General features: G+C 43.6%; 16 protein-coding genes. 11 read left to right on the top strand and 5 right to left on the bottom strand.

Going from position 1 to position 16,409, the window contains the following annotated elements; translation table 11 throughout:
• Window positions 1-7: 7 nt before the first annotated feature.
• Window positions 8-628, bottom strand: coding sequence for a lipoprotein insertase outer membrane protein LolB (lolB, locus tag AV939_RS07985; protein ID WP_061997508.1), 621 nt, complete (start codon window positions 626-628; stop codon window positions 8-10).
• A gap of 114 nt (window positions 629-742) precedes the next feature.
• On the opposite strand from lolB, the gene hemA reads away from it, so the two are divergent.
• From hemA to kdsA, 6 genes are all read left to right on the top strand, one after another.
• Entirely contained in the window at window positions 743-2,017 is a 1,275-nt protein-coding gene (gene hemA / locus AV939_RS07980) for a glutamyl-tRNA reductase (protein ID WP_061997507.1), read from the top strand.
• 15 nt (window positions 2,018-2,032) lie between these two features.
• The gene (gene prfA, locus AV939_RS07975; RefSeq protein ID WP_057792684.1) at window positions 2,033-3,118 is read left to right on the top strand and encodes a peptide chain release factor 1; all 1,086 of its coding nucleotides are present in this window, start codon (window positions 2,033-2,035) and stop codon (window positions 3,116-3,118) included.
• Window positions 3,119-3,122: 4 nt separating this feature from the next.
• Window positions 3,123-4,034: a peptide chain release factor N(5)-glutamine methyltransferase gene (gene prmC / locus AV939_RS07970; RefSeq protein ID WP_061997506.1), complete on the top strand. Its 912-nt coding sequence runs from the start codon at window positions 3,123-3,125 to the stop codon at window positions 4,032-4,034.
• Between the two features lie 85 nt (window positions 4,035-4,119).
• The gene (locus tag AV939_RS07965) at window positions 4,120-5,694 is read left to right on the top strand and encodes a DUF3369 domain-containing protein (protein ID WP_061997505.1); all 1,575 of its coding nucleotides are present in this window, start codon (window positions 4,120-4,122) and stop codon (window positions 5,692-5,694) included.
• A gap of 78 nt (window positions 5,695-5,772) precedes the next feature.
• The gene (locus AV939_RS07960; RefSeq protein WP_057792678.1) at window positions 5,773-6,144 is read left to right on the top strand and encodes a SirB2 family protein; all 372 of its coding nucleotides are present in this window, start codon (window positions 5,773-5,775) and stop codon (window positions 6,142-6,144) included.
• A 24-nt stretch (window positions 6,145-6,168) separates the two neighbouring features.
• A complete protein-coding gene (kdsA, locus tag AV939_RS07955; RefSeq protein ID WP_057792676.1) occupies window positions 6,169-7,023 on the top strand; it encodes a 3-deoxy-8-phosphooctulonate synthase in 855 nt (284 codons plus the stop codon).
• A 62-nt stretch (window positions 7,024-7,085) separates the two neighbouring features.
• Here the strand turns inward: kdsA and AV939_RS07950 are convergent, their stop codons facing one another.
• Window positions 7,086-7,373, bottom strand: coding sequence for a hypothetical protein (locus AV939_RS07950; RefSeq protein ID WP_061997504.1), 288 nt, complete (start codon window positions 7,371-7,373; stop codon window positions 7,086-7,088).
• Window positions 7,374-7,601: 228 nt separating this feature from the next.
• Between AV939_RS07950 and AV939_RS07945 the strand changes: the two genes are divergently transcribed.
• The 5 genes from AV939_RS07945 (at window position 7,602) to fusA (ending at window position 13,070) form a co-directional block, all read left to right on the top strand.
• Entirely contained in the window at window positions 7,602-8,495 is an 894-nt protein-coding gene (locus AV939_RS07945; protein WP_057792672.1) for a transcriptional regulator GcvA, read from the top strand.
• Window positions 8,496-8,525: 30 nt separating this feature from the next.
• Window positions 8,526-9,194: an alpha/beta family hydrolase gene (locus AV939_RS07940; RefSeq protein WP_417885631.1), complete on the top strand. Its 669-nt coding sequence runs from the start codon at window positions 8,526-8,528 to the stop codon at window positions 9,192-9,194.
• 165 nt (window positions 9,195-9,359) lie between these two features.
• Window positions 9,360-9,704, top strand: coding sequence for a DUF423 domain-containing protein (locus AV939_RS07935; protein WP_063457324.1), 345 nt, complete (start codon window positions 9,360-9,362; stop codon window positions 9,702-9,704).
• Entirely contained in the window at window positions 9,697-10,791 is a 1,095-nt protein-coding gene (gene rlmM / locus AV939_RS07930) for a 23S rRNA (cytidine(2498)-2'-O)-methyltransferase RlmM (RefSeq protein ID WP_061997502.1), read from the top strand. Before AV939_RS07935 ends, rlmM begins: the two co-directional genes overlap by 8 nt.
• A gap of 194 nt (window positions 10,792-10,985) precedes the next feature.
• Window positions 10,986-13,070, top strand: coding sequence for an elongation factor G (gene fusA / locus AV939_RS07925; protein ID WP_057792668.1), 2,085 nt, complete (start codon window positions 10,986-10,988; stop codon window positions 13,068-13,070).
• Between the two features lie 133 nt (window positions 13,071-13,203).
• On the opposite strand, the gene cynS is transcribed toward fusA, so the two are convergent.
• Genes cynS through AV939_RS07910 form a run of 3 tightly spaced genes read right to left on the bottom strand, consistent with a single transcriptional unit; the run spans window position 13,204 to window position 16,394 of the window.
• Window positions 13,204-13,653, bottom strand: coding sequence for a cyanase (cynS, locus tag AV939_RS07920; RefSeq protein WP_057792666.1), 450 nt, complete (start codon window positions 13,651-13,653; stop codon window positions 13,204-13,206).
• A gap of 39 nt (window positions 13,654-13,692) precedes the next feature.
• Window positions 13,693-15,501, bottom strand: a complete 1,809-nt coding sequence (locus AV939_RS07915; protein ID WP_061997501.1) for a bifunctional protein-serine/threonine kinase/phosphatase — start codon at window positions 15,499-15,501, stop codon at window positions 13,693-13,695.
• Between the two features lie 44 nt (window positions 15,502-15,545).
• The gene (locus tag AV939_RS07910) at window positions 15,546-16,394 is read right to left on the bottom strand and encodes a formate/nitrite transporter family protein (protein WP_057792662.1); all 849 of its coding nucleotides are present in this window, start codon (window positions 16,392-16,394) and stop codon (window positions 15,546-15,548) included.
• Window positions 16,395-16,409: the final 15 nt, after the last annotated feature.

Below are 16,409 nucleotides of genomic sequence, written 5' to 3'. Positions count from 1 at the left end.
TTTCTCACTAAAGCAGCGTCCATTCATATATTTTTATTTTTAGCGTTGTTGAAGGCGGATTGGGTTGAACCAAGTTAATTGAATGGGGCAGCCACACATTATTGCCTTCGGGAGTAGCCACATTGCCATAGTTAGCATAACTGACTTGCCAGCCCTTACATGCACTACAGTTGCTTTCAAGCGTATTAAGTAGCCCCTTGTCGGTAAGGGTAAATTTATCATCAGCAAGAGGAAGCCCTTTAATCCAAGAAAGTAAGGGTTCAACGGGGATATCCATGCCAGTGGTATAATAAATTAAAGGTTCGGGGTCGGCGTCTTCATATACGTCATTACCCGCTTCTAAAATCGCTTTATCACCATTTACGTTCAAATCAACCATAGTTACACCAAGCAAATTGGTTAATCGGAAATGAAAATCGGCATCATCGGTTTTCCACAAAAGGTTAGCGCTAGCCCCTTCTTTTTCCTGCCTAAAAGCTATTTTTCCGCGCAATTGCCAGGCATCAACTTGTGCCACCTTTTTAAGCTGGGCACTAAGGTTTACGGCGCTTTCAGGACCATCAGGTAGTGTGGTACAGGCGCTGATAAGTAGGTTAACCAGTACAAGTATAAAAACGAAGCGAATCATTGGGTATCGTCTTAGGTAAAGTTCATACTTTATGTGAACACAGTTCTACCAACACTTTCAATCATTTTGGGTTTTTCGTACAATGCGCGTCCGACGTTGCCAGCACAGATTTGAATGACTCTACTCGCCCTTGGTATTAATCACAAAACCGCCCCTGTCGCATTACGTGAAAAAGTGGCTTTTACACCAGACTCTCTGGTGGAAGCACTTGCGTCATTAAGAAAGGTAGATGGGGTTGATGAGTCGGTGATTGTATCAACGTGCAATCGCACAGAGCTGTACGTGAACACCCAGCATGAAAGTGCTACTGCATTATTAGAGTGGTTATCAAACTTCCACCATGTTGAGGTTGATGAAATTGCTAACAACAGTTATGTGCTTGCTGCAGATGATGCGGTAAAACATATTATGCGGGTGGCAAGTGGGTTAGATTCCCTTATTCTTGGCGAGCCGCAGATATTAGGGCAAGTAAAGCAAGCCTTTGGCGATGCCAAACACTCAGGTATGATTAATACCGAGTTTGATAAACTATTTCAGCACACCTTTTCTGTTGCAAAGCGAGTTCGTAGCGAAACTGAAATTGGCGCGAATGCCGTCAGTGTAGCTTATGCTGCAGTTCAATTAGCCAAGCATATATTTGCTGAGCTACCTAAGCGCTCGGTTTTGTTGGTGGGTGCGGGTGAAACTATTGAGTTAGTGGCACAGCATTTAAAAGAGCAAGGCGTAAGTTGCTTAGCGGTGGCCAACCGGACTATTTCACGTGCTGAAGCCTTGGCCGAAACCTTGGATGCCAGTGTATTTACGCTGTCTCAAGTACCGGAACATCTAAAAGATTTCGATATAGTTATCAGCTCTACGGCGAGTCAGCTACCCTTAATAGGCAAGGGCATGGTAGAGAAGGCGTTGAAACAACGCAGGAATATGCCCATGTTCTTGGTCGATTTAGCGGTTCCTCGAGATATTGAAGCCCAAGTGAACGAATTGGGTGATGCCTACTTATATACCGTAGATGATTTACAGCACATCGTTCAAAAGAATTTACAAAATCGTGAGCAAGCGGCTCTTGAAGCTGAAAAGCTAATTGAAAAGCAAGCTGGCGATTACATGATCTGGAAGCAGTCTCAACAATCTATAGATTTAGTTAGGCAATATCGTCAAAAGGGCATGGAACAGCGTGACGACGTAGTAGAGAAAGCACTGGCACAGTTAACCGAAGGCAAAGATGCCGAAACGGTACTGAGTGAAATGGCCTACAAGCTAACCAATACATTGCTGCACCCCACAACCCTGGCACTTAGAGAAGCTGCCATGCATGATGACCCGGCGCTGAGCCGGTGGTTGGGGCAAGCATTATCGTTATCTGACACTACGTCAGATATCAAAAAATAAGGTAAACATAAAAATATGAAAGACTCGGTTGTCAGAAAACTCGAAAACTTAGTGGAACGCTTCGAAGAAGTGCAGGCCTTATTAGGCGACCCACAAGTAATCGGCAATCAAGATAAGTTTCGTAATTTGTCAAAAGAGTTTAGCCAGCTAGAGAGCGTAGTTGCTGGCTTTAATGCATACCAACAAGCGCAAGAAAATCTTGATTCAGCGAATGAAATGTTGAAAGAAGATGACGCAGAGATGCGTGAAATGGCGCAAGAAGAATTAAAAATTGCGAAAGCGGATATTGAGCGCTTAGAAACTGAGCTTCAGGTTTTATTGTTACCTAAAGATCCCAACGATGACAGCAACTGCTTCTTAGAAGTACGTGCCGGTGCCGGTGGAGATGAAGCCGCTATATTTGCAGGCGACTTATTCCGCATGTACAGCCGTTACGCTGAAACCAAAGGTTGGCGCGTAGAGTTAATTAACGCCAATGAGGGTGAGCACGGCGGCTATAAAGAAGTTGTCGCGAATATTAGTGGTGATGGTGTTTACGGTATTTTAAAGTTTGAATCTGGCGGCCACCGTGTTCAGCGTGTACCCGATACAGAATCACAAGGCCGTATACATACCTCTGCGTGTACGGTTGCCGTATTGCCTGAAATTCCAGAATCAGAAGCCATTGATATTAACCCAGCGGACCTTCGCATCGATACCTTTAGAGCATCTGGTGCCGGTGGTCAGCACGTTAACAAGACCGACTCTGCTATTCGAATTACTCACTTACCATCAGGGTTAGTGGTTGAGTGTCAGGATGAGCGTTCGCAACACAAAAACCGTGCAAAAGCCATGTCAGTATTGCAAGCTCGATTGAATAACATTGAAGAAGAAAAGCGTGCAGCAGAAGAAGCTTCTACTCGTAAGAGCCTAGTAGGCAGTGGTGATCGTTCAGAGCGTATCCGTACTTATAACTTCCCGCAAGGCCGTGTAACCGATCACCGCATCAACCTAACGATTTATCGTTTAGATGAAGTGATAGAAGGTGATTTGAAGCAGCTTCTCGACCCTATCATGCAAGAGCACCAAGCCGACTTATTAGCCTCGTTGTCAGACGAATAATACCATGCGTATAGACGCAGCATTAGCGTGGGCGATAGCCGAGTTATGCGAAAGCGAATCGCCAGCTGTTGATGCAAAAGTGCTGTTGAGCCATGTGTTAGATAAGCCTCAGGTTTATCTATTTACATGGCCAGACAAAAGGTTAAGCGCTGACGAGTTATCTCATTTTAAAACACTGGTAGCCAAACGCGTCCAAGGTATTCCTGTGGCTTACCTAACCGGTAGTCGTGACTTTTGGACCTTACATTTAGCCACCTCGCCCCATACCCTTATTCCTCGACCCGATACAGAAGTATTGGTAGAGCAAACTCTAGCATGTATCGCGTCGGCGCAGTTTGCCAGTGCGCTTGTACATAATAAACAAGAAAGCGCTAAGCCAGTAAGCAGTGAGCCAGTTAAGAGTGAACTATCCGTTTGTGATTTAGGTACAGGCACAGGTGCGATTGCCCTTGCGTTGGCCTCTGAATTGCCCAATGCAAATGTTACGGGTATAGATTTACTACATGAAGCTGTTCAACTCGCCACTAGCAATGCAGCACTTAATCACATTACTAATGCACAGTTTAAGCAAAGCAGTTGGTTCGATAATTTAGCGGGCGAAAAATTTCACGTTATTGTTTCTAATCCACCTTATATAGAAATATCCAGTCCTTTTCTTCAGCAAGGTGATGTGCGCTTTGAACCTGCATCAGCGCTTACCTCGGGTACTGATGGGCTTGATGACATAAGGCATATTATCGCACTTGCACCCACCCACTTATTTGAAGGTGGCTTACTGGCTTTCGAGCATGGTTTCGACCAAGCAAAAGCAGTTGGCGACCTGTTAAAAGCCCAAGGCTTTGTGAATGTTTGCACAGAAAGAGACTATGGCGGGAATGACCGAGTCACTTACGGTTACCTATCTACAACACGTTAAGAATTTGTCACTTATATTTGGGGACTTGCTAAAAATACGTATTGCATTAGTATTTTAAAAGCATTTGAGGAACAGGAAGTTATAGATGAGTGACGATTTACTTTTCATCGAAGACGATGAAGATGATGTAGTAGAAGAGTTAGGTACGTGGAAAATTCTCATTGTTGATGATGAGCCAGAAGTTCATGCCATCACAAAATTGGCACTCAACGACTTTTTCTTAAATGGCAAAACCCTCGAATTTATCAGTGCTTATAGTGGTGATGAAGCAAAACGCTGTTTCAGAGAGCATGATGATATTGCAGTGGTACTACTTGATGTGGTTATGGAAAGTGACGATGCGGGCTTGCTAGTTGCAGAGTATGTTCGTAACGAGCTCGATAATCACTTTACCCGTATTATTCTGCGTACCGGTCAGCCAGGCCAAGCGCCTGAAAAAGATGTCATTATTAATTACGACATCAATGACTATAAATCTAAAACTGAACTAACCGCACAAAAGCTATTCACTGTTATTATTGCGGCGCTGCGCTCTTATCGCGATATCATTGTGATTGAAGAGAGCCGTGCAGGCTTAGAAAAAATCATAGATGCGTCTGTAGATTTGTTTTCTTCCAACTCGCTAGAAAAATTCATGCAAGGCATTATTCAGCAACTGGCGTCTATTTTAGGCTGTTCGAAAGATGCAGCCTACATTACCACGGCCGTAGCTGCCACACCCGATGCATCACCTAATCCTACTAATACACTCGATCTCAATGAGCTATACGTTTTCGCCGGCAACGGTGAATATTCAGATAAGGAAGGTGTGCTATTAAAAGATGCCGTGTCACCTGAAGAATATGAACTGTGCAAGCGCGCAATGCGCGAACGCGAAATCGTGTACGCAGAAGACCACGTAGTGGCTTACTGCAATAGTAAAACGCAAAACGGTGCTTTGTTGTATTTATCCGGATTACCTCGTCGTATTGGCGAAAATGACAAGCACTTGGTGAGACGGTTTTCGAACAGTGTTCAACTAGCGTTCGATAATGTACTTAAAACCATTGATGTAGAAAATACGCAAAGAGAAATTATCGAGCGCTTAGGTAGAGCCATGGAGCATGACGGACAGGGCAGTAACCATATTGTGCGAATGAGTGCGATGGCAGAGATTATGGGCTGTGGCATAGGCATGAGTGAAAACGACGTGCGGTTACTTAAGCATGCAATACCTCTTCATGACGTTGGTAACTCTCGGGTACCTGTCACTATTTTACGTAAGACTGAGCCCTTAACAGAAGATGATATTTTTGCCATTCGTCAGCATGCCGAATTTGGTTATCAGATTTTAAAAGACTCTTCTAGGCCCACTATTCAGCTTGCCGCAACGCTAGCACGCCAACATCATGAACGATGGGATGGCAAAGGCTATCCTGAAGGTCTACGAGGAAGAGATATCTTGCTGCAAAGTCGCATAGCAACCTTGTTAGATGTGTTTGATGCGTTAATCAATATCCGCCCCTATAAAACTGCTTGGCCATTAGACAAGGTTGAAAAGGTTATCAATGAAGAAAGAGGACGGCATTTCGACCCTCAACTAGTGGATTACTTGTTGACCCACATTGAAAAATTCATGGCTATTCAACATCAGCACCCTGATATTCCTGAGTATGTTTAACTTAGTCGAATGCCAGTAAATAACGTACAATAACGAATAACTACATAATCAAAACTTAAGAACGATAGGAATTATTGTATGTATATGATGGCGAAACATCTGCACTTAACCGCAGTCGGACTAAGTATTTTACTGTTTATTTTTCGCTTTATCTGGTCACAATTCGACGCCTCAATTTTAGCAAAAAAGTGGGTCAAAATTGTTCCTCATATTATTGATACCATTTTATTAGCCAGTGCTGTGTGGCTATGTGTGATCTTGTCACAATATCCCATTGTAAATGCATGGCTCACATTCAAGTTAGCTGGTGTTATCGCTTACATCGTGCTTGGTTTATTTGCGCTTAAAAAAGCAAAAACCACTGTGGGCCGCTGGGCTTTTTTCATTGCCGCGCTCGTGGTACTGATGACAACTGCGATGGTGGCGGTTACCAAACAACCCTTATTCTAGAAATTAACGGATAACGAATTAATTATGTCTGAATCTCAACAGATCATTCGTGTTGGCGATGTAGAAGTTGCTAATCACTTACCTTTCGTGCTTTTTGGCGGAATGAATGTATTAGAGTCTCGCGATCTTGCCATGCGCATTGCTGAGCATTATGTTGAAGTTACCCAAAAGTTGGGTATTCCTTATGTTTTTAAAGCTTCATTTGATAAAGCGAACCGCTCATCGGTAACGTCTTATCGCGGTCCAGGTATGGAAGAGGGCCTGCGTATATTCGAAGAAATTAAATCTACTTTCAATGTGCCATTAATTACCGATGTTCATGAGCCCCATCAAGCCGCACCTGTTGCTGACGTTGTAGATGTGATCCAACTTCCAGCGTTTTTAGCCCGTCAAACTGATTTGGTGGTTGCTATGGCTAAAACCGGTAGCGTAATTAATGTGAAGAAGCCGCAATTTCTAGCGCCTCATGAAATGCGTCATATCATTACTAAATTAGGCGAAGCGGGTAACGATAAAGTCATTTTATGTGAACGTGGCAGTAGCTTTGGCTATAACAATCTGGTGGTTGATATGCTGGGCATGGATGCAATGAAATCCTACGCACCGGTAATATTTGATGCTACCCATGCGCTGCAAATGCCAGGAGGCAGAGCAACATCAGCAGATGGTCGTCGTGCTCAAGCTGCACAATTAGCGCGAAGCGGAATGGCGTTGGGCCTTGCAGGGTTGTTTATTGAAGCACATCCTAATCCGGATGAAGCAAAATGTGATGGTCCATGTGCGTTGCCATTGGCAAAACTTGAGCCATATTTAGCGCAGATGAAAGCGTTGGATGAATTGGTTAAAGGGTTTGAGCCGTTAGATACCAGTAATACCTAGGCCAGGTCTGATGGCGAATGCCGGTGCGTCGCACCGGCATGCGTATCAGGTGTGGGCGTGTATTACTCGCTTTCAGCAACTAATACAGTAGATTCTTTATTTTTTTCTTTCGCCATGGCAAGTAAGTTCTTATGCAACGCGATTTGCGTCTCTTCTGCCAATAATGCAACTGACTGCTTTTTGACAACAACGTGAGCGTCGTTCTCAGGCAATACGTCTGCCATGTTTACGCTGGTCATTGCAGTAGTAATTAATGATTGAAGATTGATCTTTTCTGGTTGTACGTTAGCATTCACAGCAGCGCTTGCAAAAGCCATTACAGACACACTAGCTAGTAGTAATTTTTTCATTTTCACACCTAATAAAAATAATTTAAAAATATGTTTCTACTTGTTAAATTGTTTAACAAGTAGGCTTTGTAAAGAGTTGATATTCGTAGCTCTTTTCAAAGTTCGCGCAAATAGTAGCCAAAATTCGCGCAAAAATAAAACGAGTAAAAGTATGGGTTGTCATTAGTAAAACTAATGAGTTAGCTGCTACTATAGTATAAGTAGGTCACACAGGGTTTATTTCTTAACATGCATCGACGTCTCCCTCCTCTAAATGCCTTAAAAGCCTTTGAAGCGGCTGCCCGGCATTTGAGTTTCACTAAAGCGGCGGATGAGCTTTTTGTTACGCAAGCTGCGGTTAGTCATCAAATAAAAGCGCTTGAAGAATTCTTATCGATGAAGTTATTCATTCGTCGTAACAGAACCTTGCTTTTGACAGAAGAAGGCCAAGCCTATTTCCTTGAGTTAAAGGACATCTTTAAAAACTTACAAGAAGCCACAGAAAGGTTACTGGCAAGAGGCAGTAAAGGAGCCATAACTGTGGCCATGCCGCCGAGTTTTGCTAGCCAATGGTTAGTGCCTCGAATTAGTCAGTTTAGTGTGGCGCAACCTGACATAGACGTAAGAATTAAGGCAGTAGATTTTGATGAAGGCTTTTTGGACGACGACGTAGATGTTGCTATTTACTACGGCAAAGGCCGCTGGAGTGGGTTGCAAGCAGACAAGCTGCACCGTGAGTTTTTGACCCCCTTGTGTTCCCCAATGCTTTTCAATGGTCCTAAGCCGTTAACCAGCCTGGCAGATTTACGTCATCATGTGCTGCTTCATGACTTAAGTCGCGCAGCGTGGAAAAACTGGCTCAAACATGTTGGCGTATTGGGCGTGAATGTAAACCAAGGTCCAGTGTTCAGTCACTCTATGTTGGTACTGCAAGCGGCCGCGTTGGGGCAGGGGATTGCATTAGGTAATACGGTGCTTGCTCGACCGGAATTAGATGCAGGCCGATTAATCATGCCTTTTGAAGAGAAAGTAGAAAGTCGTGATGCCTTTTATTTGGTGTGCGAAGAATCTCAAGCTGAGTTAGGAAAAATTGCTGCATTCAGAGAATGGATCTTAGGCTTAGTAGAAGAAGAGCAAGAGTGATGCATCACAGAAATAAAACGTACACAGATAATGAGTCAGTCGATGTTTGATATTGAAATTCACCCTGTAAATACCGATGAAAAGAACAAAGCACCTATAGCACGTCTTATTTTTGCGCATGGCGCGGGTGCGGGTAAGCATCATGATTTCATGCAAGCAATGGCTTCGCAGTTAACTAGTCAAAATATTGAAGTAGTTTTATTTAACTTTCCCTATATGCAAACCATGATAGAAACGGGGAAGCGTAGGCCGCCAGACAAAGCTGAAAAGTTACTCGCACACTTTACTGCGCTTATTGATGAGGTGGCTAAAACCCAAACTAGCGTACCAACGTTTATTGGTGGAAAATCCATGGGAGGACGAATGGCGACCATGGTGCTTGATGATGCTGAATCAATAATAGGCGCTATAGCATTCGGTTATCCATTTCATCCTCCAGGTAAGCCAGAAAAGCTCAGAACCGCCCATTTAGAAACACTCAATAAGCCGCTGCTTATACTGCAAGGCGAGCGTGATACCTTTGGAACGAAAGATGAGGTGAGTGCCTATGCTTTATCTAGTGCAATTGCGGTTTCCTACTTGGCTGATGGCGATCACAGTTTTAAACCTAGAAAGCAAAGTGGCTTTACGTTAGAGACCCATATAGAATGCGCGGCTAAATCGACCGCTGATTTCATAAAGGCACGCGTAAATACATAATGAATCACCAATTACCTTCGGTTTTACTCTCACTCAATGTCATGGGTAGCTGCTTTGAATAAGCCAATAGATAACGCAGGGGTTGTTAATAAGGGGCTAAACGATAGCCAGAGCCTAAATAAAGTCTGGCTTTGTGCTGGCATCCTTTTGGCGGCAACCGCGGTAATGCTAGGCGCTTTTGGTGCTCATGGCCTAAAGGCGATATTGGCACCATCAGCACTTGCAACATTTGAAATTGGTGTTCGCTACCAGATGTATCACGGTTTAGCCATTATAGCGCTGCCTGCTTTATCGGCATACGTTTCGCCTAAATGGCTTAATGCGGTAGCAGCACTTTATGTAATTGGCTGTGCGCTGTTCAGTGGCAGTTTGTATTTATTAGCAATAACCGGTAACGGGTTATTTGGCCCTATTACGCCTTTGGGCGGCCTATGTTTTATTATCGGCTGGATAGCATTGGCTATCGCCATCGTTAATGGAAAGACCAGTAAGGGAAAATCTAATGACTAGCATTTTGGCTTATTGTCGCCCCGGCTATGAGAACGACACGGCAAATGAATTGGCTACCCGATATGGCGAAAAAGAACTCTTTGGCTATCCGGTATCAAAATCGAACACGGGCTTTGTGCATTACCATTTGTACGACAAAACAAGCTTGGGCAACGCTCTTTCGTTATTTGCGGTGAGTGAGTCTATATTCCCTCGTCAATTAATTGGGGTATTCGCTACCCTAAATGAAATAGAAAAAGACGATAGAGTAGGGCAAGTGCTCGAGGCGCTAGAAGATGTATCGCTAGAGGAACTCACTGGCGCACATGGTATATTCGGCGCTATCGACGTGGAATACCCAGATACGGAAGATGGCAAAACCCTTGCGAAATTTTGTAGGAAGTTTACCGTTCCTCTTCGTCAGGCATTAAGAAAGAAGGGTTGGTTATCGCCTAAGGAAAACGATACTAAGCTTAAACTGCATGTTTTCTTTGAATCTTTTGAAACCTGCTATATCGGCTATAGTTTGGCTGGTTATCGCTCTAGTGACCATTTGGGCATTTGCCGATTAAAGTTCCCTTCTGATTCGCCAAGCCGCTCAACCCTTAAATTGGAAGACGCCTTGGTGAATATGTTAAGCGCCGAAGAGCAACGATTGGTGTTAAGAGCCGGTGGCAGAGCTGTTGATTTAGGCGCGTGCCCCGGTGGCTGGACCTATCAATTAGTGAAACGTGAAATGTACGTAGAAGCAATTGATAATGGCGCTATTGCAGAAAGCTTAATGAACACAGGGCTTGTTGAACACCATGCTGCAGACGGGTTTACTTATAGACCACAATTTGGTCGTGTAGATTTACTTGTGTGTGATATGATAGAGCAACCCGATCGGGTAGCAAAGCTGATGGGTGACTGGTTGGTAAAACATTGGGCCACTCACGCAGTGTTTAATTTAAAGCTACCCATGAAACGACGATATGAAACCGTTATAGAGGCCATGTCGACGTTAATGACCAGATTGGATGCGTTAGACGATGCATTCACTGTCAAGGTAAGACATCTCTATCATGACAGAGATGAAGTTACAGTAACGATTGTACGCACTTCGTGAAACGAGGTGTGTTTTTGTTATTTTTAAAAAAATATCTTAAATTTTTATATTATTGATATTTAAATAAAAAATTAATGGTGGCTCGGTTTTTCACAAACGTTTTCAGAGTTTGTGCTAAATAAAGGTGTATCTCTTGTACAGAAATCCTTTATAATCCGGCCGTTTTTTTACTCTGAATCAATGAAAGTGAACTAATGTCAGACTTATCCCTTTACAGAAACATTGGTATTTTCGCCCACGTAGACGCGGGTAAAACTACCACTACAGAACGTATTTTGAAGCTTACTGGTAAAATCCATAAAACCGGTGAAGTACACGACGGTGAGTCAACTACTGACTTCATGGAACAAGAAGCTGAGCGTGGTATTACTATCCAGTCGGCAGCAGTAAGCTGTTTCTGGAAAGATCACCGCTTCAACGTTATCGATACTCCTGGACACGTTGACTTTACAGTTGAAGTTTACCGTTCATTAAAAGTATTAGACGGCGGTATCGGTGTATTCTGTGGTTCTGGTGGTGTTGAACCGCAATCAGAAACTAACTGGCGTTATGCTAACGAATCAGAAGTTGCACGTATTATATTCGTAAACAAATTAGACCGTATGGGTGCTGATTTTTACCGTGTAACTGAGCAAGTACGTAAAGTACTTGGTGCTGTACCTCTAATCATGACGTTGCCAATTGGTATCGAAGATGACTTCGTAGGTGTAGTAGACGTATTGACTAAACAAGCATACGTTTGGGACGACACTGGTCTTCCTGAAAACTACGAAATCAAAGATATTCCTGCAGACATGGTAGACAAAGTTGATGAATACCATGAAATGCTTATCGAAACTGCTGTAGAGCAAGACGATGACCTAATGGAAGCGTACATGGAAGGTGAAACACCTTCGGTTGAAGACATCAAGCGTTGTATCCGTAAAGGTACACGTGACCTTGCTTTCTTCCCTACGTTCTGTGGTTCTGCATTCAAAAACAAAGGTGTTCAACTAGTACTTGACGCTGTTGTTGATTACTTACCGTCTCCTACAGAAGTTGATCCTCAGCCTCTTATGGACGAAGAAGGTAACGAAAATGGTGAACATGCAATCGTATCTGCTGATGAAACGTTTAAAGCGTTAGCATTTAAGATCATGGATGACCGTTTCGGTGCACTAACATTCGTACGTATCTATTCTGGTAAATTGAATAAGGGTGACACCATCCTTAACTCATTCACTGGTAAAACTGAGCGTGTTGGCCGTATGGTTGAGATGCAAGCTGACGAACGTATTGAGTTATCTAGCGCGCAAGCGGGTGACATCATTGCTATCGTAGGCATGAAGAACGTACAAACTGGTCACACATTATGTGATCCGAAAGATCCAGTAACACTTGAGCCAATGGTTTTCCCAACTCCAGTAATCTCGATTGCTGTTCAGCCTAAAGATAAAGGCGGAAACGAGAAGATGGGTATCGCTATCGGTAAAATGATTGCAGAAGATCCTTCTTTCCAAGTTGAAACTGATGAAGATTCAGGCGAAACCATCCTTAAAGGTATGGGTGAGCTTCACTTAGACATCAAAGTAGACATTCTTAAGCGTACTTACGGTGTAGACCTTATTGTTGGTCAACCTCAAGTTGCTTACCGTGAAACTATCACTCAAGAAATTGAAGATAGCTACACGCATAAGAAGCAATCTGGTGGTTCTGGTCAGTTCGGTAAAATCGACTACCGCATCAAGCCTGGCGAAGCTGGTTCTGGCTTTACGTTCACATCATCTGTTGTTGGTGGTAACGTACCGAAAGAATTCTGGCCTGCAGTAGAGAAAGGCTTTAAGTCAATGATGGGCGAAGGTGTTCTAGCTGGCTTCCCAGTACTAGACGTTGAAGTTGAACTTTTTGACGGTGGTTTCCACGCAGTAGATTCATCTGCAATCGCGTTCGAAATTGCTGCTAAAGGCGCTTTCCGCCAATCTATTCCTAAAGCGGGTGCACAACTTCTTGAGCCAATCATGAAAGTTGACGTATTCACGCCGGAAGATCACGTTGGTGACGTAATTGGTGACCTTAACCGTCGTCGTGGTATGCTAAGCGACCAAGAAGCTGGTTTAACTGGCGTTCGCATTAAAGCAGACGTTCCGTTATCAGAAATGTTCGGTTACATCGGTTCACTACGTACAATGACATCTGGTCGTGGTCAGTTCTCTATGGAGTTCTCACACTACGCAGCTTGTCCACAAAACGTAGCTGACAAAGTAATGGAAGAAGCTAAAGCACGTAAAGCAGCTAAGTAATTAGCTGCTCAATAAGCGCTAGCGCTTATTAATGCTTTTAAAAATATAAAAGCCCGTTAGATTTATCTGACGGGCTTTTTTGTTACTAAGCGCTTATATCTGTTTGGACTGGTTCAGATAGTGCGTTGGCTAATTAATACATCTTGTACGGTAGGAACTTTCCAGACATCACCACACTTACGCGGTCACCTTTCGGGTCGTTCTCGCGCTGCAAGTCCATTGAAAAATCAATAGCGCTCATAATGCCGTCACCAAATTCTTCGTGAATAAGTTCTTTTAGTGTTGTACCGTAAACACTGACTAATTCGTACCAGCGGTAGATAAGCGGATCGGTGGGCACTTCGGTAGGCAACGAACCTTTGTAAGGCGCAATTTGTAACCAAGCAATGGCTTCATCACTTAATTCAAGCATTTCGCCCACGGCAGTGGCTTGCGCTTTAGTCATGGCCATTTGGCCTAGGCACGCAGCGGTACTCCATTCTTTTGACTGCCCAACAGCGTGGGCAATCTCACTCCATTTAATGCCTTTAGAAATTTTTGAAGACTGGATCATGTCGGTAACTTGAGTTCGATTGGTAATCATTGCATTTCCTTTTTCAGTGATACAGGTTATTGATTGTAATTAGTGACTGCCAAAAAGCAGTAAGAAGGTAACTAAATTGCTAATAACTAACAGCAGGGATAATCCTTGCCAAAATTTGAGCGGATGACGTTGTATTAACGGGGCTGTCACGCGATTAAGAAAAGCGGGGCTAGGCTGGCGAAGATGATAGGTAAACTCAGATAAGCTGGTAAAACGCTTTTCAGGGTTAGGCTGTAACGCTCGTTTTAACGTTGCATCTATCCATGCGGGGATGGGGCGTCTATCATCAAGTACCGATTGGTATTTGAGTTTGTGCTGCGCTGCAACGGTACGGGTTTTGGCTACCTGTGTTCCATAGGGAAAACGGTCGCTGAGTAAGTAATAGGTTAGAACGGCAAGGGAATAAAGATCGGATTGATCACAGCCATTATCGCCTAGGAAATATTCAGGGGCAACATACGCTGCCGTGCCCATAATGTCACTTTCATGTTCAAATAATGCGTCACTAATACCTGCAACACGTGCCGAACCTAAATCTATTATTTTGCAGTTACCTGACGCTTCGATCATGATGTTTTCAGGGCGAATATCTTGATGAAGTAGCCCTTCTCGATGCATAGCCATTAAACCTTGGGCTACCTGCTCAATAATACTTCGTACTTTTTCAACATCTGGCTTAGGGTTGTCGGTTAGCCACTGCGTTAAGTTCTGCCCCTCAATATATTCGCTAATGGTATACATACATGAAGGCGGCTTCGTACGGGCAGGTACGTTAATCACGTGGTTAGATTTAATTCGCCGTGCTAGCCATTCTTCTAACGCAAAGTGTTCTAGGTAATTGCTATCTTGTGCCAGTTCAGTAGAGGGTATTTTAATAACAATACGGGCATGGGTATTTTCATCCCACGCTAAGAAAACATGGCTTCTAGCCGATTGGTAGAGCTGTCGTTCAATGCGGTAGCCATCTATTATCTCCCCTACAGTTAACTGCTTAATAATAGGAAGTGACGTTTCATCAACCGCATATTCAGGTGTTAAGAACTTGCCATCGCCCACGCTCGCTACCGTTATACATTGGCAAGAAACATTGTCATCGCTGTCGTTTTCTAGCGCCAAATCTACCAGGCGCTGCGCGAGAGGTGTGGCCTTCTTGTTCCGAGTGGGAGTTTCTTGAATAGAATTGTCATGAACAGAAGCATCATTCTCAGATGCGTGTACCGTCGATATCAGTGAAGCAATCGCGAGGGAAGAAACATACTCATAAACGCCATCTGTCATTAGAATAAGGGTATCGCCTGCTTTTAACGGTACCGTAAGGTAATCGATGTCGACATTAGCATGCACGCCCAGTGCATTGGCGAGGTAAGAATCGTATTGTGAGTGGTTCACTCGATGAGATTGGGTAAGTACTTGCAGCTTTTCATCAGTGTACAAACACACTCTAGCATCACCCACATGGAATATATGTGCTGTATCGCCTTTAACGATAACCGCAGAAAAAGTGCATACATAGCCCTTATCAGGGGTATAGCAAAAAGGGCTTTGCTGGGTTTTGGTATATAAAGAGGCATTAATACTTTGTATAACAGTTTTAGCGCTTTGCGCTACTCCCCAAGTTTCAGGGGTACAAAAGTATTGTTTTATAAAATCTTTAATCGCTAAATCACTGGCTATTTGGCTAACAGTACTGCTACTTATGCCATCGGCAAGCGCAAAGGCGGCGCCTTTTAATGTTAATGCTGGGCTAGTGTTAGCGGGAATGAATGCATCGCAAGCGTCTTGATTTATAGGCTTAACGCCAGCGCTGCTACATTCGCTATAGTGAAGTGATAAAGACTGTATCTGCATAAGAAAAAAGCCCGATACAGAGGAAGCGTATCGGGCTTAATAAATTATACTGCAGCGACTTTAGCTGGTGCTTTTTCAGCAACAGCGATTTTACGCTTAGGTGCAGTTTTAACGTGTGTACTGTAGATAGTTAAACCAGTAAACGCTAAACCACCCACTAGGTTACCAAGGGCTGTTGGAATTTCGTTCCATACGAAGTAATCCATGATAGAGAATTCACCACCCATGATAAGACCGAATGGGAATAAGAACATGTTAACAACAGAGTGCTCGAAGCCCATGAAAAAGAACAGCATAATAGGCATCCACATGGCCAGTACTTTTCCGCTTACATGAGTAGAGATCATAGCGCCAACTACACCTAGCGATACCATCCAGTTACACAGCATGCCGCGAATAAAAATGGTAAACCAACCTGCAGTGCCATGTTCGGCGTAACCTAATGTTCTTGCTTCACCAATGCTAGCCACTTTAGCAGCAATAGCGCCACCATCAACGTTGTAACCCATGGTGAAAATGAAAGACATCATAAAGGCAACAGTTAGTGCACCACCAAAGTTACCTAAAAACACTAGACCCCAGTTACGTAAAATTTGTTTAGGGGTAACACCGGGACGCTTAGCAAGCCACGCAAGTGGAGTAAGTACGAATACGCCGGTTAGCAGATCGAATCCCATTAAATACAGCATACAAAAGCCGACCGGGAACAATACCGCTCCCAGCAAGAAGATGCCTGTTTGTACGGCAATAGTAATGGCGAATACGGCGGCTAGCGCTAATATTGCACCAGCCATAAACGCACGAATAAGTGTATCGCGTGTAGACATGTAGATTTTAGATTCACCGGCATCTACCATTTTCGTAGCAAACTCGGCGGGAAGTAAATAAGCCATAATTAATCACCCTGA

This window comes from Alteromonas sp. Mac1 (assembly GCF_001562125.1).
GTDB classification, from domain to species: Bacteria; Pseudomonadota; Gammaproteobacteria; order Enterobacterales; family Alteromonadaceae; genus Alteromonas; species Alteromonas stellipolaris.
The sequence above is the reverse complement of the archived record's forward strand: the minus strand, read 5'-3'. Positions and strand labels throughout refer to the sequence as shown.